Genomic DNA, 21464 nt, shown 5'->3' with positions numbered 1-21464 from the left:
TGGTGCGGGCGGGGTGCGGGGATTCGAGGATGGTGCGGAAGGGGTGCGAGGGTTTGGGGCCGGTGCGGAGGGAGTCTGGAGGTTCGGGGGTGGCGATCAGGATGTGCGGGGGGATGCGGCTGGTGGGCGGGATGGGCGGAGGTACGGATTCGGCTGGCCGGGTGCGGGGGTGTGCGGCGGGGCGGAGGTCGTGCGGCTGAGTGCCGGCGAGGTGGGGGCGGCGACGGAGGGGTTGTGGGCGCGGGCGGGGGATCGGCGCGATCCCTGTCTGCCGGGGCCTGAGCTCATGGCCGTCGGGACGGATCTGGCATGCGCGACCTGGGTGCTGACCGGGCTGCGGGACGACTGCGGCCCCCTGTTCGGGGGGTTCGAAGGTGGGCTGCACAGCGAGCCGGGCACCCTCTGGGGCGGCCTTCTGGAGCGGGCCGCACAGGTCGTGCCGCCGGAGAGCGCCGCCACGGTGGTCACGCGGCGGCGTGGTACGCGGGTCGCGCCCGAGCTACCTGGCCTGTCGATCGAGCTCGGCGGGCTGTCGGGCAAGCCGCGCGAGCAGACCGTGCCCGTCTCCGACGTGCTGGTGACCGCCGGTGGCGACGCGATCGACGTACAGGGGCGGCGCATGCTGCTGCATCCCGCCGACGCGAGTACGACGTTGCACAGGGCGCTGTCGTTGCCCGCGTTCGCGCCGGTGGAGATCGACCTGGGGGCCCATACGCCACGGATCATGATCGATGATGTGGTCTACCAGCGGGAGCGCTGGCGGGTGCGCCTGCCCGCCGAGCGCGGTGCGGACGCCTTCGACCGCTGGCTGGCCGTGCACCGGCTGCGCGGCGAGCACGGGCTGCCTCGGTACGCCTTCGTGCACCATCCCGCCGAGCCGGCGCCCGTCTACGTCGACTTCTGCGATCCGCTCGCGGTGGAGGATCTGGCCAGGCAGGACCCGGCGGAGGTGCTCGTCACCGAGATGCTGCCGGCTCCCGGGCACCTGTGGTGGCGGGCCGGGGGAGCGGCGGCGACGGCGGCGGCTCGGCACACGCGGCTGCGGCTCGGATGCCTTGTCGGGTGGGCGCGGCAGTAGGCGGACTCAGCCCGCTGCTGCAGTTGCTACCGCTGCTGCTGCTGCTGCCGACGACGACGCCGTCGATCGGCCGGTGCCCCGTGCGTGATGCTCCATGCGCGCCCGGTGCCCGGTGCGCGAGGTCCCGCCCCCGAGGTCCCGTCCCCGTGCGTCCCCGTGCGCCGGCCCCGTTCGGTGCATGGGGGGTGGCGTAAATCGGTTGCTGGGTGGTTACGGGGGCTGGTGTACTCCCGGGGAAGCGCTCATCGATCAAGGAGGCCTCCGAAATGCGCGGAGCTGTCATGTTCCCACGGCACACCGACACCTCCGATGCAAAGGGCATGACGCTTCTTGAGACCACTCGACCCGGGGACCGCACCACATAACACCTCGGTCCTGCGCCTGCTGCGCCCAGGACGCGGACTCGCCGCCGCGCTGGCCGCGGCCGGCGCCGCCGCCACCGCGCTCCCCCTGGCGGCGCCCCAGCTCACCCGCCGTTTCGTGGACGACGCGATCGGCGGCGCGAGCACCCGGCACCTGACCCTGATCGCCCTCGCCTACCTCGGGCTCGCCGTCGCCGGACAGGCCGCCAGGATGGTCACCGCCTGGCTCGCGAGCCGCCTCGCCTGGGACGGCACCAACCGGCTGCGCGAGCGCCTGGCCGGGCACGCGCTCGGCCTCGACCTGGACTACCACGGCCGGCACACGCCCGGCGAGCTGATCGAGCGCGTCGACGGCGACGTCGTGGCCGTGGCCGACTTCGTCGTCGCCTTCCTGCTCGACGTCGTGGCCGGCGCGCTGCTGCTGGCCGGCGTGGTCGTGATCGTGTTCGGCGTGGACCGGCGCATCGGCTGCGCGTTGCTGGCGTACTGCCTGCTGATCGGGTTCGGGATGACCCGCGCGCAGCGGCTGGCCGTCCCGTCCGCGGCCCGGGCGCGGGCCGCCGGCGCGGCCCTGATGGGCGCACATTCCTGGTGCCGGACCGGGCGGGCGTACGCGAGCCAGGTCCCCAGGCTGTTCTCCGAGACCCTGCGGGAGAACCTGCTCCTGGGCGAGATCGCGACGGACGCGGAGATCGCGCGGGCGCTGGAGCTGGCGGCGTTCGAGCAGGACCTGGCCGCGATGCCGGACGGGCTGGGCACGGTGGTCGGCCCGCGCGGCGTGCGGCTGTCCGGTGGGCAGGTGCAGCGGGCCACGGCCGCCCGCGCCCTGGTCCGTGACCCGGACCTGCTGGTCGTGGACGACCTGTCCTCCGCGCTGGACGTGGAGACCGAGCGGCTGCTGTGGGACAGGATCGCCGGCCGCGGCCCGGCGACCGTGCTGGTCGTCTCGCACCGGCAGGCCGCGCTCGAACGCGCCGACCAGGTCATCGTGCTGGACCGGGGCCGGGTCGCCGGGCGGGGCCCGCTCGGCGAGCTGCTGGAGAGCTGCGCCGAGATGCGCCGGCTGTGGAGCGCGGAGCTGATCGCGGAGGCCGGGGAACAAGCAGGTGGTTAGGTCGGGCACCATGGAGGCGGGGGAACAAGCGGGTGGTCAGGCCGGGCAGCATGGAGGCCGGGGAACAAGCGGGTGGTCAGGGTGGTCAGGGTGGTCAGGCTGGGCAGCATGGAGGCCGGGGAACAGGCAGGTGGTCTGGTCGGGCACCATGGATGTCGTGACGATGACGAAGTCCCCGCTCGCGGAGCTGGCCGGGCTGGTCGGCCGGGGAGGCGTGGCGGTGCTCAGCGCCGGGCTGTCCACGGAGTCGGGGATCCCCGACTACCGGGGGCCGACGGGCCGGTCCAGGCGGGCGGAGCCGATGACGTACCAGCGGTTCGTGAGCAGCGCCGAGGCGCGGCGGCGCTACTGGGCGCGCAGCCACGTCGGCTGGCGGCAGATCGGCCAGGCCCGCCCCAACGCCGGCCACCGGGCGGTGGCCGGGCTGGAGCGGCGCGGGCTGCTGGCCGGCATCGTCACCCAGAACGTGGACGGCCTGCACCAGGCGGCGGGCGCGCGGCGGGTGATCGAGCTGCACGGCGGGCTCGACCGGGTCGTGTGCCTGTCGTGCAGGGAGCGCACCCCGCGCGCCGAGCTGGACCGGCGGCTGCGGGCCGCGAACCCGGACTGGGCGGCCAGCGGGCTGATCAACCCCGACGGCGACGCGGTGCTCTCCGACGCGCAGGTCGAGGGGTTCCGGGTGGTCGACTGCACGGGCTGCGGCGGGCTGCTCAAGCCGGACGTGGTGTTCTTCGGCGAGAACGTGCCCAAGCCGCGCGTCGACGAGTGCTTCGCCGTCGTGGCGGGGGCGCGGGCGCTGCTCGTCCTCGGCTCCTCACTGATGATCAAGTCGGGGCTGCGGTTCGTCACCAAGGCCGCCGCGCTCGGCGTCCCGATCGCCATCGTCAACCAGGGCCCGACCGGCGGCGACGCGGACGCGCTGCTCACCGTGGACGCCCCGCTGGGGGCCACCTTGACCGATCTCACCCTGCGGCTGGGGGCAGAATAGAGCGCATGCCACGCACCTGTCTCTGCGGCCTGCCCGCCCTCTATCCGGACTGCTGCGGCAGGCTGCACCGCGGCGAGGGGGCGGCGGTCACGGCCGAGCAGCTCATGCGCTCCAGGTTCAGCGCGTTCGGGGTGGGCGACGCCGCCTACCTGCTGCGCACCTGGCACCCGGCCGCGCGCCCGGCCCGCGTCGATCTCGACAAGAAGGTGCGCTGGGTGCGGCTGGAGGTCCTGGAGAGCACCGGCGGCAGCGTCGTGCACACCGAGGGCACCGTGCGCTTCCGCGCCCACTACGTCGATCGCGGGCGGCCGGGCGAGATGGAGGAGCACAGCAGGTTCGTCCGGCTCGACGGGCGCTGGGTGTACGAGGGCGCCCTCTAGCGCGGGCGCTCTCCAGAACTCGGCGCTCTCCAGAACTCAAAGGCTCTAAGGCTTGCGGGCGACCGCTCCGACGAAGGTGTGGTACGTGATGCCGGGCTCGGCCCGGTCGTCGGACTCCGGCCGCCACTCGGGCAGCGGCACGAGACCCGGCTCCAGCAGCTCCAGCCCGTCGAAGTAGGCGAGGATCTCCTCGCGCGTGCGCCAGCGGCCCGTCCCGAGGGTCTCGTTGAAGATTTTCTCGGCCGCGTACGCCTGCTTGGACACCTCGGGGTGGGCCGGCCCCGGGTTGTGGAAGTGGGAGACGGCGAGATAGCTGCCCGGCGGCAGGCGGTCGAGCAGCCTGGCGGCGATGCCGGCCGGATCCTCCTCGTCGGTCAGGTGGTGCAGGATCGCGAACAGCAGCAGCCCGACCGGCTCGGAGAAGTCGATCAGCCGCCTGACCTCGGGGTCGTCGAGGATCGCCGCGGGATCCCTGAGGTCGGCCTCGACGATCGTGGTGCCGTCGTCCACGGCGAGCAGGGCCCGGCCGTGGACGAGGACGATCGGGTCGTGGTCGACGTAGACGACCCGGGTGCCCTCGGCGGCCGACTTGGCGATCTCGTGCACGTTGCCCTGCGTGGGCAGCCCCGAGCCGATGTCCAGGAACTGGCGGATGCCCGCCTCGGCGGTCAGGTAGCGGACCACCCGGCCGAGGAACTCGCGGTTGGCCTGCGCGGCCTCGGGGGCGTCCGGCGCGACCTCCAGCGCCATCGCGGCCACCTGGCGATCGACCTCGTAGTTGTCCTTGCCGCCGAGCATGTAGTCGTAGACGCGGGAGACGCTGGGCTTCGTGGTGTCCACACCCTTGGGCGCCCGGTCCTGCTCGCTCCCGATCTCGCTCATGGTCGGCTCCTTCTGGTACGTCAGTGAAGACGGCTGGCATGATCGTACTGATGTGACCGTAGGTTTTTGGTGAAATGCCCGGATCGCCCGTTCAGGCGGATTCGCGGATCACCAGCTCGGTCGGCAGTATCACCGGCTCGACGTGCCCGGCCCCGTCGATGAGCGCCAGCAGCAGGCGCAGGGTCTCCTGCGCCATCTCCGCCAGCGGCTGCCGGATCGTGGTCAGCGGCGGATGCGTCGAGAGCGCCACCGGGGAGTCGTCGAACCCGCCCACCGCCACGTCACCGGGCACGCTGCGCCCGGCGGCCCGCAGGGCGGCCAGCGCCCCCGCCGCCATCAGGTCGGAGGCGACGAAGACGGCGTCGAGGTCGGGCGCGCGCGCCAGCAGCTCGGTCATCGCCCGCTCGCCGCTGGCCTGCGTCCAGTCGCCGTGCGCGATCACCTTCTGGGTCGCCTTGCGCCCGAGCACGTCGGCGAACCCCTCCAGCCGCTGGATGCCGCCCGGCGTGTCCATCGGCCCGGTGATCATGGCGATCCGCTTGCGGCCCTGGCCGACGAAGTAGCCGGTCATCTGCCGGGCGCCGAGCCGTTCGTCGGCGGCAGCGTACGGGATGACGGTCTCGCGGCCGATGACGGCGCCGCAGGAGACGGCGGGCGGGCCGGTGCGCAGCGCGTCGAGCAGCGGGTCGCCCGCGTGCGTGGAGACCAGCAGGACGCCGTCGGCGTGGCCGCCGCGCACGTAGCGGACCACCCGCTCGCGGTCGCCCTCGTCGCCGGCCAGCATCATCACCAGCGACAGGTCGCGCTCGGCCAGCATCCTGATGGCGACCCGGATGAGCGTGCTGTAGTTGGGGTCCTCGAACAGCTTCTCGTGCGGCTCCGACAGCACCATCACGATCGACCCCGTACGCTGCGTGACCAGGCTGCGGGCGGCCCTGTTGACGACGTAGCCGGTCTCGGAGATGGCCCGCTCGACGGCCACGCGCGCCGCCGGGCTCACGTATTTGTCCCCGTTGAGCAGCCGGGACACCGTGCCGCGGGACACGCCCGCGGCGGCGGCGACGTCGTGGATCGTAGGGCGCTTCATTTCACGGCTCCGGAGGACAGGTCGGTCTTCCAGTATCGCTGCATCGTGAGGAAGAGCGCGATCAACGGCAGGAGCGACAGGAACGCCCCCGTGAGGATCAGGTTGTAGAGCGCGGGCTGGTTGGCCCCGGCCGCCAGGAGCGTGTAGAGGCCGACCGTGAGGGGGAACTTGCCGTCGTCGCCGAGCATGATGAACGGCAGCAGGAAGTTGTTCCAGATGGCCACGAACTGGAACAGGAAGATCGTCACCATGCCCGGCACCATCAGCGGCATCGCCACCTGCGACATCAGCCGCCACTCGCCGGCCCCGTCGATCCGGCCCGCCTCCAGCAGCGAGTCGGGGACGGCCGCGGTGGCGTAGATGCGGGCCAGATAGATGCTGTACGGGTGCAGGATCTGCGGCAGCAGAACCGCCCAGTAACTGTCGGCCAGGCCGATCTTGGAGAACAGCAGGTACTGCGGGACGGCCAGCACCACGGCGGGCACCAGGATGCCGCCGATCAGCAGGTTGAAGATCAGATTCCGGCCGGGGAAGCGGTATTTGGCCAGCGTGTACCCGGAGACGGCCGAGACCGCGGTGGACAGCAGCGCGCCGCCGCCCGCGTACAGCAGCGTGTTGGCCGCCCACCGCCAGAACACCCCGTCGCGGTAGGCGAAGAGCTCCGCCACGTTGTCGAGGAACCCGGTGCCGAAGGCGAGCGTCGAGGTGGTGAACAGCTCGCCGGGCGACTTGGTCGCGGCGATCAGCACCCAGCCGACCGGGAACAGGCAGTAGATCGCGCCCAGCAGGAGCAGCCCGGTCGGGGCCAGCCCCAGGCGCCTGGGCCCGGTCGGGGCGCCGTGCGCCCGGCGGCGCGTGCTGGCGCCCGTGGGACCCGAGGGACCCGTGGTACCCGTGGTGGTCCGGGTGATCCCGGCCATCAGCCCTCCCCGAAGGCGCGGTCGCGGACGACGCGCAGGAATCCGAACGACAGGACGAGCGAGATCGCCGCGATGACGATCGAGGTGGCGGCGGCCGAGTACAGGTCGCCGGTGACGAACGCGTCGCGGTAGACCTTCATGAGCGGGCTCCACGTCGAGCTGATCGTGTTCGTCAGCGGCCGGAGGGCGGTGGGCTCGGTGAACACCTGGATCGTCGCGATGATCGAGAACACGGTGGTCAGGATGATCGCCGGGGTCAGGATCGGGATCTTGACGCGGATCGCGATGGTGAGCTCGGAGGCGCCGTCGAGCCGCGCGGCCTCGTACAGGTCGCGCGGGATCGCACGGAGCGTGGTGTAGAGCACGAGCATGTTGAAGCCGACCCCGCCCCACACCGCCACGTTCGCCATCGAGTACGTGATGGTGGTCGCGCTCAGGAAGTCGATGTCCAGGACGTCCCTGATCGGGCTGAGCGAAGGCAGGTAGAGGAAGCCCCACAGCAGCGTGGCGGCCACCCCGGGCACCGCGTACGGCAGGAAGATCGCGATCCGCGAGAACCTGGCCAGGCGCACCCGTGCCGAGTCCAGCAGCAGCGCGAACAGCAGCGCCAGCCCCAGCATCACCACCAGCACGAGCGCGCCGTAGCCGAGCACCCGCAGCCACCCGCTCCACAGCTCGGGGTCGGACACGGCGGCGGCGAAGTTCTCGAAGCCGACGTAGACCTCCCTGCGCGCCCCCTTGCCCAGCCCGAGCCCGGAGACCTTGGTACGGCGCATCGCCAGGTAGACGGTGTAGCCGATGGGTACGGCGAGGAAGAGCGTGAACAGCACGATCGCGGGGGTCAGGAACAGGTACGGCCACGCCCCCCTCTCCGAACGCTTCATGACGTGCCGTCTCACGAGGCGATCGTGAAGCCGGACTTGCGCATGTCGGCGACCGTCGCGTCCTGCATGCCCTGCACGGCCTCCGAGAAGGAGGACTTGTTCTGCACGGCCTTGTCGAAGCCGTCCTTGAAGGCGTTGTAGGTCACGCCGACGTTCGGGCCGAAGGTGAAGCCGCGCGCCCCTGCGGACACGGCGGCGGCCTGCTGCCAGAAGTCGGGCTGGGTGGCGAAGTAGTCGGGCGCGTCGGTCAGCGCCGCCTGTGCCTTGGTCGCGGCCGGGTAGATCGCCGCCTCCTTGACCAGCAGGTCCAGGGCGGCCGGGTCGGTGTTCAGCCAGGTGGTGAACTGGGCGGCGGCGGCCTTGTTCGGTGACTTGGCGGCCACGGCGACCGACGAGCCGCCCCAGAAGCCGCTGAAGCTCTCACCGGCGTTCCACTGGGGGAGCGGGGCGACGGCCCACTTGCCCTTCGCCTTGGGCGCGTTGCTCGACAGCACGCCCGGCGCCCAGACCGCGGACGGCCAGCTCAGCAGCTTGCCGTCGTTGAGCGCCTTGTTCCACTCGGGGGTGAAGAACGGCATGTCGTCGATGGCGTCCTCCTTGACCAGCGCGCCCCAGTAGTCGGCGACCTTCTTGGTGGGCTCGTCGGCGATGTTCACCTTCCACGACTCGCCGCTGATCGACCACCACTGCGCCCCGGCCTGCTGGGCCAGACCTGTGAACGCTCCCGGATCCTTGCTGCTGAATGTGCCGAGGTAGGCCTTGGGATCCTTCTTGCGCACGGTGCGGGCCGCGTCGCCGTACTCCTGCCAGGTCTTGGGGACGGCGATGCCGTACTTGTCGAACAGGTCCTTGCGGTAGAAGAGCATCATCGGGCCGCTGTCCTGCGGGACGGCGTAGACCGCGTCGGTGCCGAGCGTGACCAGGCCCCACAGGCCCTCGGTGAACTCGCCCTTGATCGCGGCGGTCTCGGCCTTGAGGTCGGCCACCGCGTCGGCGGCGATGAACGACGGAAGGTGCTGGTACTCGGCCTGCACCAGGTCAGGCGGGTTGCCGGCCTTGGCGGCCGTGAGGAACTTGGCGGCCGCGTCGTCGCCGCCGGCCTGCTTGCTGACCGTCACCTGGATGTCCGGGTGGGCCTGGTTCCAGACCGCCACGATCTTGTCCATGTTGGGGGCCCAGGTCCAGTAGATGAGCTTGACCGGGCCCTGGGCGGAGGCGGCCGGGCTGCTCTGCGCCGCCTCGGTGCTCTCGGCGGGCTCGCTGGACCCGCAGCTCGCGAGGGTAGCCATGAGGGCTACGGCCAGGGCTGCTCCAAGGCGGTTGGCGCGCATGCGTACCTCCAGAAGGTTCTGTGAACGTGCACAGAGTGGAACAGCGCCGAAACGGCCGTCAAGGGGTCGTTACGTTCTCGTTAACCTCCTGATGTAGCAGCAAATTTGCAGACAACGGTTCCCAGGGTGGGAGAGAGAGGATTACTGTGCACGTTCACAGAGATTCTCAAGGGGGATGGATGTATCCGGAGCGTCCTGCCGGTATCGCCTATGGCGGGGACTACAACCCAGAGCAGTGGCCGCGCGAGGTCCTGGAGGAGGACGCGGCCCTGATGCGCGCGGCCGGGGTGAACCTGGTCAGCCTGGGCCTGTTCTCGTGGGCGCTGATGGAGCCCGCCGAGGGGCGCTACGAGTTCGGCTGGCTGGATGAGATCATCGACCGGCTGCACGCCGCGGGCGTCGCCGTGGACCTGGCCACCCCGACCGCCGCGCCGCCCGCCTGGTTCGTCGCCCGGCACCCCGACGTCCTGCCGGTGACCAGGGAGGGGACGCGCATCGGGTTCGGCGGCAGGCAGAGCGCCTGCTCCAGCGCCCCCGCCTTCCGCGAGGCGAGCGCGCGGCTGGTGCGCGCGCTCGGCGAGCACTACCGCGGCCATCCCGCCGTGGTCATGTGGCACGTGCACAACGAGTACGGGGCGCCGCTCGGCGAGTGCTACTGCGCGCACAGCGTGGCGGCCTGGCGCGAGTGGCTCCGCACCTCCTATCGCGACATCTCGGCGTTGAACGAGGCCTGGGGCGCCACGTTCTGGGGCCAGACCTACACCGACTGGGCCGAGATCGACGCCCCCCGCTTCAACCACACCGCGGTCAACCCGGCCCAGCGGCTCGACTACGCCCGCTTCAGCGACGGCCAGCACCGCGAGCACTACGCGCTCCAGCGCGACATCCTGCGCGAGCTGGCCCCCGGCCTGCCGGTGACCACGAACTTCGCCGGCACCGTGAACTGCAAGTCCGCCGACCTGTGGCAGTGGGCGCGCGAGCTGGACGTGATCGCCAACGACCACTACCTGAAGGCGGAGGCGCCGGACAACCACATCGACCTGGCCATGTCCGCCGACCTGGCCCGCTCGGTGGCCGGCGGCGCGCCGTGGATGCTGATGGAGCACTCGGCCGGCGCGGTCAACTGGCAGCCGCGCAACATCGCCAAGCGGCCGGGCGAGATGCGCCGCAACAGCCTCGCGCACGTCGCCCGCGGCTCGGACAGCGTGCTGTTCTTCCAGTTCAGGGCCTCGCGGTTCGGGGCGGAGAAGTTCCACTCCGGGATGGTGCCGCACGCCGGGACCGGCTCCGAGCAGTGGAACGAGGTGGTGCGGCTGGGCGCGGACCTGCGCGCGCTGGCCGGGCTGCGGGGCAGCAGGGTGCGGGCCGAGGTGGCCGTGGTCTGGGACTGGGAGTCGTACTGGGCGATGGAGCTGGACTGGCGGCCGTCGGTGGACGTGACGTTCAGGGAGCGGGTGGACGCCTTCTACGAGGCGTTGTGGCGGGAGCACGTCATGGTGGACTTCGTCCACCCTTCCGCCGATATTTCGGGGTATCGAGTGGTGGTCGCGCCCAGCTCGTACCTGCTGACCGAGACGTCCGCCAAGAACCTCCACCGGTACGTGGAGGCAGGCGGAAACCTGCTGGTGTCGTACTTCTCCGGCATCGTTGACGAGAACGACACCATCCATCCGGGCGCCCACCCCGGCGCGCTGCGCGAACTGCTCGGCCTGTCGATCGAGGAGTTCCACCCGCTGCGCGAGCACGAGACCGTAGCCCTCACCGGGCCCAGCACAGGACCGCTCGCCGGCGGCGGCGTCGCGCGCATCTGGTCCGAGCGGGTCCGCCCGGCGGGCGCGGTCCCTGTGCTGGACTTCGCGGCGGGACCGGACGCCGGCCATCCGGCGTTCACCCGCCACGATCTGGGCGCCGGCACCGCATGGTACCTGGCCACGGCCCCCGTCACGGGTCTGCGCGAGCTGCTCGGCCAGGTGCTCGACCACGCGAACGTGTCGCGCCCGCGCGGCCTCCCCGACACTCTCGAACTGGTACGCAGGGGCGGCCACGTCTTCCTGATCAACCACGGCGACGAGCCCGTGACGGTCGAGGGGGTGACCGGCACCGGCGTGTTCGACGGCGTACGCCACGACGGCGCGGTCACCGTCGCGCCCGGCGCGGTCACGGTCGTCGTGGAATCCCCCCAACCCCAGGGAGATCCACGATGAAACGCATCCTGACCACCCTGCTCTTACTCGCGGCGCTCGTCGTCGCCCAGCAACCGGCGCACGCCCAGGCCAGACTCCAGATCAGGGGCGCGGACGTCTCCAGCCTGGCCAAGTCGGAGGCGCTCGGCGGCGTCTACCGCGACGCCCAGGGCCGCACGGGCGACGCGCTGCGCATCCTGTCGCAGGCGGGACTCAACTACATCAGGCTCAAGGTCTGGGTGAACCCGGCCGACGGCTACAACACCAAGACGCAGGTGCTCGCGCTGGCCAGGCGGGTCAAGGCGCAGGGCATGAAGCTGCTGGTGGACTTCCACTACTCCGACACGTGGGCCGACCCGGGCAAGCAGTTCAAGCCCGCCGCCTGGGAGGCGCTCACGCTCGACCAGCTCAGGCAGGCCGTGTACGACCACACCTTCGACGTGCTCGACGCGCTGCGCCGCCAGGGCACCACGGCCGACATGGTGCAGGTCGGCAACGAGATCAACGGCGGGCTGCTCTGGCCCGACGGCTCCAACGCGAACTGGGCGAACACGGCCCGGCTGCTGAACGCCGGCTACGACGCGGTCAAGCGGGTGTCGAGCGCGACCAGGGTCGTGCTGCACCTGGCGAACGGCGGCGACAACGGGCTGTACCGGTGGTGGTTCGACAACGCCAAGGCCAACGGCATCCGGTACGACGTGATCGGCCTGTCGTACTACCCGTACTGGCACGGGACGCTGCAGGTCTTCCAGGCCAACATCAACGACGTCGCGACCAGGTACGGCAAGCCGGTCGCCGTGGTGGAGACCGCCTACCCGTTCACGACGGCCGACGACGACGGCTGGCCGAACATCATCACCGCCGCGGAGCCGTACCCCGGTTACCGGGCCACCCCGCAGGGGCAGTCGGCGCTGCTGGCCAAGGTCGCCGACATCGTCCGCGCCGTGCCGAACGGCCTCGGGCTCGGCCTGTTCACCTGGGAGGCCACCTGGACCGGCGTCAAGGGCAACGGCTGGGACCCGGCCGACCCGTCGTCGGGCAACGGCTGGGAGAACCAGGCCCTGTTCGACTACGGGGACCGGGCGCTGCCCGCCATGAACGTACTCGGCAGCCTCTGACCACCGGCCGTCCCGCCGCCTCCTTCGCGGCGGCGGGACGGCCATCCGCCGTGTCCTGCTGCTGCACGCCGACCGTTCCGGGGCCGCCGTCGAATGGGCCCTGCGCATCGCCCGCTGAGGTTGGCATGATGGGTGGCATGACGATCAAGCCTCTGGCCTCGGACGAGCTGCTCACCACGACCCGCAGCGTGCGCAAGCGTCTCGACCTCACCCGCCCCGTCCCCATGGACCTCGTCCGCGAATGCCTGGACATCTCCCTCCAGGCCCCCACCGGCGGCAACCGGCAGGGCTGGCACTGGATCGTGGTGACCGACACCGGGCTGCGCAAGACCATCGGCGACTACTACGGGCGCTCGCTGCGCGCGTACTACGACTCGGGCACCGCGGCGGGCCAGCTGTACCAGGACGACCCGGTGCGCGGGGCGACGCAGCGGCGGGTGTCCGACAGCGCCGCCTACCTGGGCGAGCACATGGGCGACGTGCCGGTGCTGGTCATCGGGTGCATCGCCGCGACCGGCGGCCTGCCCCCGGGGAACCAGGCGGGGCTGTGGGGCTCGCTCCTGCCGGCCGCGTGGAGCTACATGCTGGCCGCCCGCGCCCGCGGGCTCGGCACGGCGTGGACGACCCTGCACCTGGCGTACGAGAGCGAGATCGCCGAGTTGCTCGGCATCCCCGCCGATGTGCGCCAGGGCGTGCTCGTCCCCACCGCCTACTACACCGGCGACACCTTCAAGCCGGCCGCCCGCCAGCCGCTCGACGAGGTGCTTCACGTCGATCGCTGGTAGGCGCACAGTGGGAGGACCTACCTGAAGGAGGGGCCCACGTGAACTCCTTACCGCTGCTGCCGACCTCGCTCGTCGGAAGCTACGCCCAGCCCGAGTGGCTGATCGACCGCGCCAGGCTGGCCGGCCGGTTCCCGCCGCGCGTACGGGCGAGCGAGCTGTGGCGGATCCCGCCCGAGCACCTCGCCCAGGCCCAGGACGACGCCACCGAGCTGGCCATCAGGGCCCAGGAGCGCGCCGGGCTGGACATCATCACCGACGGCGAGATCCGCCGCGAGAGCTACTCCAACCACTTCGCCACCGCCCTGGAGGGCCTCGACCTCGACCGGCACGGCTCGGCGCTGGACCGCAGCGGCCATCCGAACCCCGTGCCGCGCATCGCCGGCCCGATCCGCCGCCCGCGCCCGGTCGAGGTCGACGACCTGCGGTTCCTGCGCGCGCACACCGACCACACGGTCAAGATGACGGTGCCGGGGCCGTTCACGATGAGCCAGCAGGCGCAGAACGACCACTACCCCGACGCCGAGGCCGCCGCGATGGACTACGCGGCCGCGGTCAACGCCGAGATCCGCGACCTGTTCGCCGCCGGGGCCGACATCGTGCAGATCGACGAGCCGTACATGCAGGCCAGGCCGGCGGCGGCGCGGGCGTACGGGCTGGCCGCGCTGAACGCCGCGCTCGACGGCGTCACCGGCACCACGGCGGTGCACATCTGCTTCGGCTACGCCGCGATCATCCACGAGCGGCCGGAGGCGTACTCGTTCCTGCCGGAGCTGGCCGGCTGCCCGGTCGGGCAGGTGTCGATCGAGACCGCGCAGTCGGGGCTCGACCTCGGCGTGCTGTCCGACCTCTCGGACAAGACGATCATCCTCGGCGTGATCGACCTGTCGACCCCCGACGTGGAGCCGGTCGAGGTGGTGGCCGAGCGGGTGAGCAGGGCGTTCGACCGGGTCCCGCCCGAGCGGATCGTCATCGCCACCGACTGCGGGATGAAATATCTGCCCAGGGCCGCCGCCGCGGGCAAGATGCGCGCCATGGCGGGCGCGGCCCGCCTGCTCCGAACTAAGATCATGTGAATTCCGGCTACCGATACTCCGGCCCCCCATGGCCCCAGAAAAGGCCACCCGATCTAGGAGCGGACAGTGCCCGAGAGTGAGCAGGATCAAGCGCCGCAAGGGATAGACACCACCAAGCCCAGTGTCTCCCGCGTCTACGACTACATGCTCGGCGGCAAGGACAACTACGAGATCGACCGTCAGGTGGCGGCCATGGCGCTGAAGGTCGCGCCGGACGCCCCCGAGGCCGCCCTGGCCAACCGGGAGTTCCTGCGGCGCACGGTCCACCATCTCGCCGCGGAGGCGGGCATCCGCCAGTTCCTGGACATCGGCTCGGGGCTGCCCACCCAGGGCAACGTCCACGAGATCGCCCAGTCCGTCGCCCCCGGCACCAGGGTCGTCTACGTCGACCACGACCCGATCGTGCTGGTCCACGGCCGGGCCCTGCTCGCCGTGGACGCCACCACCACGATCGTCGAGGCCGACGCCCGCGAGCCGGAGCGGATCCTCGACGACCCGAAGACACGCGGTCTCATCGACTTCTCCGAGCCGGTCGGGCTGCTGCTGTTCGGGATCCTGCACCACCTGGCCGACAGCGAGGACCCGGCCGGCATCGCCGCCCGGCTCATCGCGCCGCTCGCCGCCGGCAGCCACGTGGTGATCTCCCACTTCCACAACCCGGGCCAGGCCCGCCCCGAGGTGTCGGAGCAGGCCTACGCGGCGGAGAAGATCTTCAACGAGCACCTCGGCACCGGCCGGTGGCGCACGCGCGAGGAGATCCTCGCCTACTTCGACGGGCTGGAGCTGCTGGAGCCCGGCCTCGTGCCGCTCCCGGAATGGCGCCCGGACCAGGACGACCACGCCACGCAGGGGATCACGTACCACACCTTCGTCGGAGGCGTGGCACGCAAGCCCTGACGCCGACGATCAGCGCACCGGCTCGGCGTTCGCCTGCGGGCCGGTGGGCAGCGCGTTGGCGGCGACCACGCCGCGGTACCAGTACGCGCTGTCCTTCCAGGTGCGCTCCATCGTGTCGCGGTCCACGCGGACGATGCCGAACCGCTTGGCGTACCCGTGCGCCCACTCGAAGTTGTCCATCAGCGACCACACGAAGTAGCCCCGCACGTCCGCCCCGCCCTCGATGGCCTCGGCCACCGCGGAGAGGTGACGGTGCAGGTAGTCCACGCGGGTCTCGTCGTGGACGCGGCCGTCCGCGTCCACGACGTCGGGGAACGCGGCGCCGTTCTCGGTGATCATCGTGGGCATGTCCGGGTAGTCGCGGTGCAGGCGCAGGAGGAGCTCGGTCAGGCCGGTCTCGTCGATGTTCCAGCCCATCTCCGTGTACGGCCCCGGCTGCCGGACGAACTCGACGTCCTCGCACGCGATCCACGGCGAGGCGGCGCCGTCCTGGTGACCGTCGGCGGTCTCCCTCGCGGTGGCGCCGTCCCACTGGCGTACCAGGGTCGGGTTGTAGTAGTTGACCCCGAGCACGTCCAGCGGCTGGCAGGCGGCGGCCTCGTCGCCGTCGCGGACGAACGACCAGTCGGTCACCGCGGCGGTGGCCTCGATGAGGTCGCGCGGGTAGGCGCCCTCCAGCATCGGGCCGAGGAAGGCCCGGTTGGACAGGGCGTCCGCCTTGCGCACGGCGGCGGCGTCGGCCTCGGACACGCCGCGCACGTGGTGCAGGTTGAGCGTCACCGACATCTGCGCGGCGCGGGCCGCGGTCGAGCGCAGGGCCTGGACGGCCAGGCCGTGGCCGAGGTTCAGGTGGTGCACCGCGGCCAGGGCGGCGGCGTGGTCGGTCCTGGCCGGGGCGTGCACGCCGGAGGCGTAGCCGAGGTAGGCCGCGCACCACGGCTCGTTCAGGGTGATCCAGGCGCGGACGCGGTCGCCGAGCGCCTCGCCCATGAGCCGGGCGTACTCGGCGAAGCGCAGCGCGGTGTCGCGCTCCGGCCAGCCGCCCGCGTCCTCCAGCTCCTGCGGCAGGTCCCAGTGGTAGAGGGTGGCCACGGGGGCGATGTCCCGCGCGAGCAGGCCGTCGACCAGCCTGGAGTAGAAGTCCACGCCCGGCTGGTTGAGCGGCCCGCGACCGCCTGGCTGTACGCGCGGCCAGGAGATGGAGAAGCGGTAGGCCCCGACGCCGAGCCCGGTCAGGATGTCGAGGTCCTCCTCCAGCCGGTGGTAGTGGTCGCAGGCCAGGTCGCCGGTGTCACCGTTGGCGACCAGCCCGGGGGTGTGGGAGAAGGTGTCCCAGATCGACGGGCCGCGGCCGTCCTCGTTCCAGGCGCCTTCGACCTGGTAGGCGGCGGTGGCGGTGCCCCACAGGAAGTTCTCGGGGAAAGCGGTCATGCGGCTGCTCCTAAAGAGTGATCTCGATGTGATCGGTGCCGGACTCGGCGGTGCCGAGAATCCCCGCTGACTGCAGGCGCCAGGGCGCGGGGGAGCCCTGGACTCGGCGGGCCCGTACGCGGTCGCCCGCGCGGGACACCTCGAACACGCCGCCCGTCCCGCCATCTGCGGCGGGGACGGTCACCGTACGGCTCGCGCCGTCGGCCAGCTCGTAGACGTTCAGGGTGACGCCGTCGGCGTAGTCGTAGTCGGGCCGGTCGGAGCGGGCGCCCGTCGGCACCACCGCCCCCGGCCGCACCAGCAGCGGCAGGCTGTCGAACCCGTGCCGCTCGGTACGCCAGCCGGGCCCGGTCACGCGCTCGCCGTCGAGCAGCCGGGTCCACACCCCCTCAGGGACGTAGTACGAAATATCGCCATCGGTGGACAGCACCGGAGCCACCAGCAGATCCGGCCCCAGCATGTACTGGGCATCCAGGTAGTCGCACGCCCGGTCCCCGGGGAACTCCAGCTGCATCGCCCGCATCATCGGCAGCCCGTCGGTCGTCGCCTGGACGGCGGCGCCGTACAGGTAGGGCATCAGCCGCGCCTTCAGCCGCGTGAACGAGCGCAGCACCTCGACCGACTCCTCGTCGAACAGCCACGGCACCCGGTACGACCCGCTCCCGTGCAACCGGCTGTGCGACGACAGCAGCCCGAAGGCCACCCACCGCTTGAACACGGCCGGATCGGGACGCCCCTCGAACCCGCCGATGTCGTGGCTCCAGAACCCGAACCCGGCCATCCCGAGCGACAGCCCGCCGCGCAGCGACTCGGCCATCGCCTCGTAGGTCGACTCGCAGTCGCCGCCCCAGTGCACCGGCAGCCGCTGCCCGCCGACCGTGGCCGAGCGCGCGAACAGCACGGCCTCGCCCGCCCCGCGCCGCTCGGCCAGCACGTCGTGGACGGTCTGGTTGTAGAGCAGGCTGTAGTAGTTGTGCATCCGCTCGGGGTCGGAGCCGTCGAAGTAGGCGACGTCGGTCGGGATGCGCTCGCCGAAGTCGGTCTTGAACGCGTCCACCCCCATGTCCAGCAGCCCGCGCAGCTTGCCCGCGTACCACTCCCTGGCGGCCGGCGAGGTGAAGTCCACCAGCGCCCGCCCCGCCTGCCAGTGATCATCCTGCCAGACGGTCCCGTCCGGGCGGCGCAGCAGGTGGCCCGCCGCCGCACCCTCGTCGAACAGCTCCGACGCCTGACCGATGTACGGATTGAGCCACACGCACACCCGCAGCCCGCGCTCCTTCAGCCGCCGCAGCATGCCCTCCGGATCGGGGAACACCTCGGGGTCCCACTCGAAGTCGCACCACCGGAACTGCCGCATCCAGAAGCAGTCGAAGTGGAACACGCTCAGCGGCAGGTCGCGCTCGGCCATCCCGTCCACGAACGAGGTCACCGTCTCCTCGTCGTAGTCGGTGGTGAACGACGTGGACAGCCACAGCCCGAACGACCAGGCGGGCGGCAGCGCCGGACGGCCGGTCAGGGCGGTGTAGCGGCGCAGGATGTCGGCCGGGGTCGGCCCGTGGATGATCAGGTATTCCAGGTCGTGGCCCTCGACGCTGAACTGCACCTGCGAGACGCTCTCCGAGGCCACCTCGAACGACACCCGCCCAGGATGGTTGACGAACACCCCGTAACCGCGGTTGGTGAAGTAGAAGGGGACGTTCTTGTAGGCCAGCTCGCTGCTGGTGCCGCCGTCGTCGTTCCAGCTGTCGACGGCCTGCCCGTTGCGCACCAGGGCCCCGAACCGCTCGCCCAGGCCGTACACGAGCTCGCCCGCGCTCAGGCGGAGGTGCTCGATCATGAAGTGCCGGGCGTCCGCGTCGTGCACGACGCCCAGGCTCTTGCCCGCGCTGCGGGTGAGCTCGCGCCCGCCCGCGCTGAACGACATCTCCCACGGCGCGTCCCGCCGCACCCGTACGGTGAGGTCGCCGCTGGTCAGGCAGGCCTCCTCGCCGTCCACGGCGATCTCCACGCCGGGGCGCTCGTCGCGCACCTCGAAGGCCGGGGCGGCCGGTACGGATCCGGCGAAGTGCACCGTGCGGACCCTGATCACGTCCGGCATCGGGGACGACAGATCCAGCCGCAGCACGGGCCCGTCGATGGTGTTGCCGCGACGGGTGATCAGCCGGGTCGGGGCCAGCACCCGCAGCGCGGCGGTGCCGGCGGTCATGTCGTAGGCCGAGGTGGCGTAGTCACCCCGCACCCCGGGTCGCATCCGCCAGTAGCCGTCTTTGAACTTCATGCAGATCCGTTCTGGAGGTCATTCGGGGACCCGCGGCCGTAGGGCGGCTCCCCTTGTTCAGGGTCAAGGCCGCCGTGGTACGGGCGCGGGGGCGCGGAGCTGTCGCCGATCACCAGCCGGCAGGGCACGAGCCGCCGCTGCGGTCCGCCTTCCGGGGGCCCGCCTTCCGGGGGCCCGCCTTCCCCCTGCGGCCCGCCTTCTCCCGGGGGACCGCCTTCGAGGCGGTCGATCAGCATGCGGGCGCCGAGCCTGCCGAGCTCCGCGCTCGGCGGCTCCAGCGTCGTGAGCCGCGGATGGAACATCTCGGCCACCCGCGACGAGGACAGCACCAGCATCAGCGTCAGGTCCTCCGGCACGCGCCACCCGCGCGCCGCCACGGCCGCCAGCACGCCGACGGCCGCGTGGTCGTCCATCACGGCCAGCGCCGTCACGTCCGGGTGCGCGGCCATCAGCGCCTCGAACGCCCGGCCGCCCTCCTCGGCGGAGCCGGGCCGGAAGTCGTCCACGTAGCCGATCCCGGCCGCGCCGGCGGCCCTGGCGAACTCCTCCCCGGCGCGGATGGCCGGCCCGTACTGCGCCGCGTAGGCGTCGGTCGAGTGGTTGAAGAAGGCCAGCTTGCGATGCCCGAGCCCGGCCACGTGCGCCACCGCGTCCCTGGCCGTGGCCGCGAAGTCGATGTCGGCGTAGTCGATCGGGCCGGGGTCGCGGGTCCGCCCTATCATGCTGAACGCGACGCCCGCCCGCGTCAGGAAGTCCGTGCGCTCGTCGTCGAGGCGCACCTCCATCAGCAGCACGCCGTCCACCAGCCCGAGGCCGGTCAGATGGCGCAGCTCCTCGATCGGGTCGGCGTGCTCCGGCGAGAGCAGCAGGTGATAGCCCAGCTCCCTGGCCGCCTCCGCGGCGCCGGTCGCGAACTGCATCTCGGTCAGCCCGAACCCGCTCCGCGGCGCGGGGAACAACAGCGCCAGGATGCGCGTCCGCTTGCTCTGCAGGCCGCGGGCCAGCAGGTTCGGGCGGTAGCCGAGCTCGGCCGCGGCCTGCTCGATGCGCCGCTTGGTGGCCGCCGCGACGGGGCGGGTGCCGTTCAGCGCGGCGGACACGGTGCTGACCGCGACCTGCGCGCGCTCGGCCACGTCTCGTAACGAGGACATTCCACTCCGGCCCGGGTGTTATCGGCCATCGAGTGGCCGATAGGGTTGTCGAAACGTTTCGCACAACCTAAAGTCCGTTTTGTGGAGATGTCAATGCCAATGAATCGGACGTCCCAAACCCGGGGCAGGCGGCCGCGGCGGGTGACCACGACCGCCTGATCGGCGTCAATACACGGGTCAGTAGACGGGTCAGTACACGTAGGGCCAGCCCGCCGAGTCCCAGCCCAGGAGGTTGATCCCGAGCTTGGGCGTGCCGCTCGCCGCGCCGTCGTAGTAGTGGTAGACGAGCAGGTCGCCGTCGCTGTCGTGCATGATGCTCTGACCGCCGGGGCCGATGAACCGGCCGTGCGTCTCCAGCACCATCGTGCCGCCGCCGCTCAGCATGGAGCGGCCCGAGCGGTCGGCGTACGGGCCGGTGGGGCTGCTGGAACGGCCGACCTTGATCTTGTACGTGCTGTCCGTCCCGGCGCAGCAGCGGTCGTAGGAGGCGAACAGGTAGTAGAAGGAGCCGTGCCGGATGATGGCCGGCGCTTCGACGGCGTAGGGGGCGTCCGGGCGGGTGGCCAGGTGGTACAGCGTCTGGTCGGAGGACAGCCGCTTGCCCGTGGAGGGGTTCAGCCGGATCATGCGGATGCCGGTCCAGTAGGAGCCGAAGCTCAGCCACCACCGGCCGGAGGCGTCCACCAGGAGGCTCGGGTCGATGGCGTTGTGGTCGGAGCTCGTGCTGGACGCGTAGACGACGCCCTGATCGGTCCACGAGCCGGGCCGGCCGGTCGAGCTGGTGGCCAGGCCGATCGCGGAGTTGTTGGAGCCGAAGCTGGAGACCGCGTAGTACATCAGGTATCTCCCGCCCTGCAGGGAGATGTCCGGCGCCCACGGGTCGTTCCCCGACGAGTACGTACGCCACCAGGACGGCGGCGAGCCGAAGGCGGACCCGGCGCGGGTGAAGGCGATCCGGTCGGCGGAGGTGCGGGCCTCCAGGTAGCCGTGCGTGGAGTACAGGACGTAGCCGGACGGGGTGTGGATCATCGTGGGGTCGTGCACCACGACGTCTCCCGTGACCCGGCCGGGGTCTGGATAGGCCAGCGCGGAGCCGCCCAGGAGCGGCAGCGCGGCGAGTGCGGCGACGATGATGCGGGGCAGGCGGCGCAAGGGTCCTCCTCGGTGGGGTGAACGGGCGGGGGCGTGAACTCGCCCATCGCCCATGTGCCTGCCGGGACGCTGCGCCGGTGCGTCGGTGGAAATGTAAGCGCGGCTTTTCTGGGCCGTCAACCCTGACGCCGCCGATGGTGAAAGTTACATCGGGTCCGGGCCGGTCGGCTGCGCATTCGGGGTCGTCGCGGCCGTCCGGACCTTGACAGGCCCTGTCAGCGTCCATATGTTCAAGCCGCTTTTGCGAAACGTTGTTAACGCTAACAAGCTTGTTGGAGCTGCGCCACAGCGCCGATTCCCGGAAATTCAGCACCCGCCCTCGCGGCCGCCCCGGGCGCGGGCACGGCACGACGGCCGGGCACCGGCCGGT

At 71.6% G+C, this 21464-nt stretch carries 18 protein-coding genes; 9 read left to right on the top strand and 9 right to left on the bottom strand.

From position 1 onward, the window contains the following. Positions 1 to 190 precede the first annotated feature (190 nt). The 4 genes from ABEA43_RS63425 (at position 191) to ABEA43_RS63410 (ending at position 3922) form a co-directional block, all read left to right on the top strand. Positions 191 to 1078, top strand: a complete 888-nt coding sequence (locus tag ABEA43_RS63425; protein WP_345579129.1) for a lantibiotic dehydratase family protein — start codon at positions 191 to 193, stop codon at positions 1076 to 1078. Positions 1079 to 1408: 330 nt separating this feature from the next. Then, positions 1409 to 2554: an ABC transporter transmembrane domain-containing protein gene (locus ABEA43_RS63420; protein WP_345579127.1), complete on the top strand. Its 1146-nt coding sequence runs from the start codon at positions 1409 to 1411 to the stop codon at positions 2552 to 2554. Between the two features lie 163 nt (positions 2555 to 2717). Then, a complete protein-coding gene (locus ABEA43_RS63415) occupies positions 2718 to 3542 on the top strand; it encodes an NAD-dependent protein deacetylase (RefSeq protein ID WP_345579131.1) in 825 nt (274 codons plus the stop codon). Between the two features lie 5 nt (positions 3543 to 3547). Next, positions 3548 to 3922, top strand: coding sequence for a YchJ family protein (locus ABEA43_RS63410; RefSeq protein WP_345579125.1), 375 nt, complete (start codon positions 3548 to 3550; stop codon positions 3920 to 3922). A gap of 45 nt (positions 3923 to 3967) precedes the next feature. On the opposite strand, the gene ABEA43_RS63405 is transcribed toward ABEA43_RS63410, so the two are convergent. The 5 genes from ABEA43_RS63405 to ABEA43_RS63385 form a co-directional block, all read right to left on the bottom strand. Continuing rightward, on the bottom strand, positions 3968 to 4804 hold the full coding sequence (locus ABEA43_RS63405) for an SAM-dependent methyltransferase (protein ID WP_345579122.1): 837 nt from the start codon (positions 4802 to 4804) through the stop codon (positions 3968 to 3970). 91 nt (positions 4805 to 4895) lie between these two features. Further along, the gene (locus tag ABEA43_RS63400) at positions 4896 to 5891 is read right to left on the bottom strand and encodes a LacI family DNA-binding transcriptional regulator (RefSeq protein ID WP_345579119.1); all 996 of its coding nucleotides are present in this window, start codon (positions 5889 to 5891) and stop codon (positions 4896 to 4898) included. Then, entirely contained in the window at positions 5888 to 6811 is a 924-nt protein-coding gene (locus ABEA43_RS63395; protein ID WP_345579116.1) for a carbohydrate ABC transporter permease, read from the bottom strand. The genes ABEA43_RS63400 and ABEA43_RS63395 overlap by 4 nt, the downstream gene beginning before the upstream one ends. Further along, a complete protein-coding gene (locus tag ABEA43_RS63390) occupies positions 6811 to 7695 on the bottom strand; it encodes a carbohydrate ABC transporter permease (RefSeq protein ID WP_345579113.1) in 885 nt (294 codons plus the stop codon). Before ABEA43_RS63390 ends, ABEA43_RS63395 begins: the two co-directional genes overlap by 1 nt. An 11-nt stretch (positions 7696 to 7706) precedes the next feature. After that, the gene (locus tag ABEA43_RS63385; RefSeq protein WP_345579110.1) at positions 7707 to 8984 is read right to left on the bottom strand and encodes an ABC transporter substrate-binding protein; all 1278 of its coding nucleotides are present in this window, start codon (positions 8982 to 8984) and stop codon (positions 7707 to 7709) included. A gap of 221 nt (positions 8985 to 9205) precedes the next feature. Between ABEA43_RS63385 and ABEA43_RS63380 the strand changes: the two genes are divergently transcribed. The 5 genes from ABEA43_RS63380 (at position 9206) to ABEA43_RS63360 (ending at position 15082) form a co-directional block, all read left to right on the top strand. Continuing rightward, positions 9206 to 11230: a beta-galactosidase gene (locus tag ABEA43_RS63380; RefSeq protein ID WP_345579107.1), complete on the top strand. Its 2025-nt coding sequence runs from the start codon at positions 9206 to 9208 to the stop codon at positions 11228 to 11230. After that, positions 11227 to 12327, top strand: a complete 1101-nt coding sequence (locus tag ABEA43_RS63375) for a glycoside hydrolase family 53 protein (protein WP_345579104.1) — start codon at positions 11227 to 11229, stop codon at positions 12325 to 12327. The genes ABEA43_RS63380 and ABEA43_RS63375 overlap by 4 nt, the downstream gene beginning before the upstream one ends. A gap of 137 nt (positions 12328 to 12464) precedes the next feature. Further along, a complete protein-coding gene (locus ABEA43_RS63370; RefSeq protein WP_345579101.1) occupies positions 12465 to 13112 on the top strand; it encodes a nitroreductase family protein in 648 nt (215 codons plus the stop codon). Positions 13113 to 13150: 38 nt separating this feature from the next. Then, positions 13151 to 14185 carry a cobalamin-independent methionine synthase II family protein gene (locus ABEA43_RS63365; RefSeq protein WP_345579098.1) on the top strand — a complete coding sequence of 345 codons (1035 nt, stop codon included), beginning with the start codon at positions 13151 to 13153 and terminating at the stop codon, positions 14183 to 14185. Between the two features lie 66 nt (positions 14186 to 14251). After that, the gene (locus ABEA43_RS63360) at positions 14252 to 15082 is read left to right on the top strand and encodes an SAM-dependent methyltransferase (protein WP_345579095.1); all 831 of its coding nucleotides are present in this window, start codon (positions 14252 to 14254) and stop codon (positions 15080 to 15082) included. A 9-nt stretch (positions 15083 to 15091) separates the two neighbouring features. On the opposite strand, the gene ABEA43_RS63355 is transcribed toward ABEA43_RS63360, so the two are convergent. From ABEA43_RS63355 to ABEA43_RS63340, 4 genes are all read right to left on the bottom strand, one after another. Beyond that, on the bottom strand, positions 15092 to 16513 hold the full coding sequence (locus ABEA43_RS63355) for a GH1 family beta-glucosidase (RefSeq protein WP_345579092.1): 1422 nt from the start codon (positions 16511 to 16513) through the stop codon (positions 15092 to 15094). A 10-nt stretch (positions 16514 to 16523) separates the two neighbouring features. Then, on the bottom strand, positions 16524 to 18791 hold the full coding sequence (gene yicI / locus ABEA43_RS63350; protein ID WP_345579089.1) for an alpha-xylosidase: 2268 nt from the start codon (positions 18789 to 18791) through the stop codon (positions 16524 to 16526). Next, on the bottom strand, positions 18788 to 19942 hold the full coding sequence (locus ABEA43_RS63345) for a LacI family DNA-binding transcriptional regulator (protein WP_345579086.1): 1155 nt from the start codon (positions 19940 to 19942) through the stop codon (positions 18788 to 18790). Before ABEA43_RS63345 ends, yicI begins: the two co-directional genes overlap by 4 nt. Before the next feature lie 189 nt (positions 19943 to 20131). Then, a complete protein-coding gene (locus ABEA43_RS63340; protein WP_345579083.1) occupies positions 20132 to 21094 on the bottom strand; it encodes an arabinan endo-1,5-alpha-L-arabinosidase in 963 nt (320 codons plus the stop codon). Between the last annotated feature and the right edge of the window lie 370 nt (positions 21095 to 21464).

It is taken from the genome of Nonomuraea rosea (assembly GCF_039539705.1).
Lineage (GTDB): Bacteria > Actinomycetota > Actinomycetes > Streptosporangiales > Streptosporangiaceae > Nonomuraea > Nonomuraea rosea.
The sequence above is the reverse complement of the archived record's forward strand: the minus strand, read 5'-3'. Positions and strand labels throughout refer to the sequence as shown.

Coding starts and splice junctions, on each gene's coding strand:
- ABEA43_RS63405 (WP_345579122.1), bottom strand. CDS start 4,804: ATGAGCGAGATCGGGAGCGAGCAGGACCGGGCGCCCAAGGGTGTGGAC.
- ABEA43_RS63345 (WP_345579086.1), bottom strand. CDS start 19,942: ATGTCCTCGTTACGAGACGTGGCCGAGCGCGCGCAGGTCGCGGTCAGC.
- ABEA43_RS63385 (WP_345579110.1), bottom strand. CDS start 8,984: ATGGCTACCCTCGCGAGCTGCGGGTCCAGCGAGCCCGCCGAGAGCACC.
- ABEA43_RS63380 (WP_345579107.1), top strand. CDS start 9,206: ATGTATCCGGAGCGTCCTGCCGGTATCGCCTATGGCGGGGACTACAAC.
- ABEA43_RS63395 (WP_345579116.1), bottom strand. CDS start 6,811: ATGGCCGGGATCACCCGGACCACCACGGGTACCACGGGTCCCTCGGGT.
- ABEA43_RS63375 (WP_345579104.1), top strand. CDS start 11,227: ATGAAACGCATCCTGACCACCCTGCTCTTACTCGCGGCGCTCGTCGTC.
- ABEA43_RS63415 (WP_345579131.1), top strand. CDS start 2,718: ATGACGAAGTCCCCGCTCGCGGAGCTGGCCGGGCTGGTCGGCCGGGGA.
- ABEA43_RS63400 (WP_345579119.1), bottom strand. CDS start 5,891: ATGAAGCGCCCTACGATCCACGACGTCGCCGCCGCCGCGGGCGTGTCC.
- ABEA43_RS63370 (WP_345579101.1), top strand. CDS start 12,465: ATGACGATCAAGCCTCTGGCCTCGGACGAGCTGCTCACCACGACCCGC.
- ABEA43_RS63355 (WP_345579092.1), bottom strand. CDS start 16,513: ATGACCGCTTTCCCCGAGAACTTCCTGTGGGGCACCGCCACCGCCGCC.
- ABEA43_RS63390 (WP_345579113.1), bottom strand. CDS start 7,695: ATGAAGCGTTCGGAGAGGGGGGCGTGGCCGTACCTGTTCCTGACCCCC.
- ABEA43_RS63410 (WP_345579125.1), top strand. CDS start 3,548: ATGCCACGCACCTGTCTCTGCGGCCTGCCCGCCCTCTATCCGGACTGC.
- yicI (WP_345579089.1), bottom strand. CDS start 18,791: ATGAAGTTCAAAGACGGCTACTGGCGGATGCGACCCGGGGTGCGGGGT.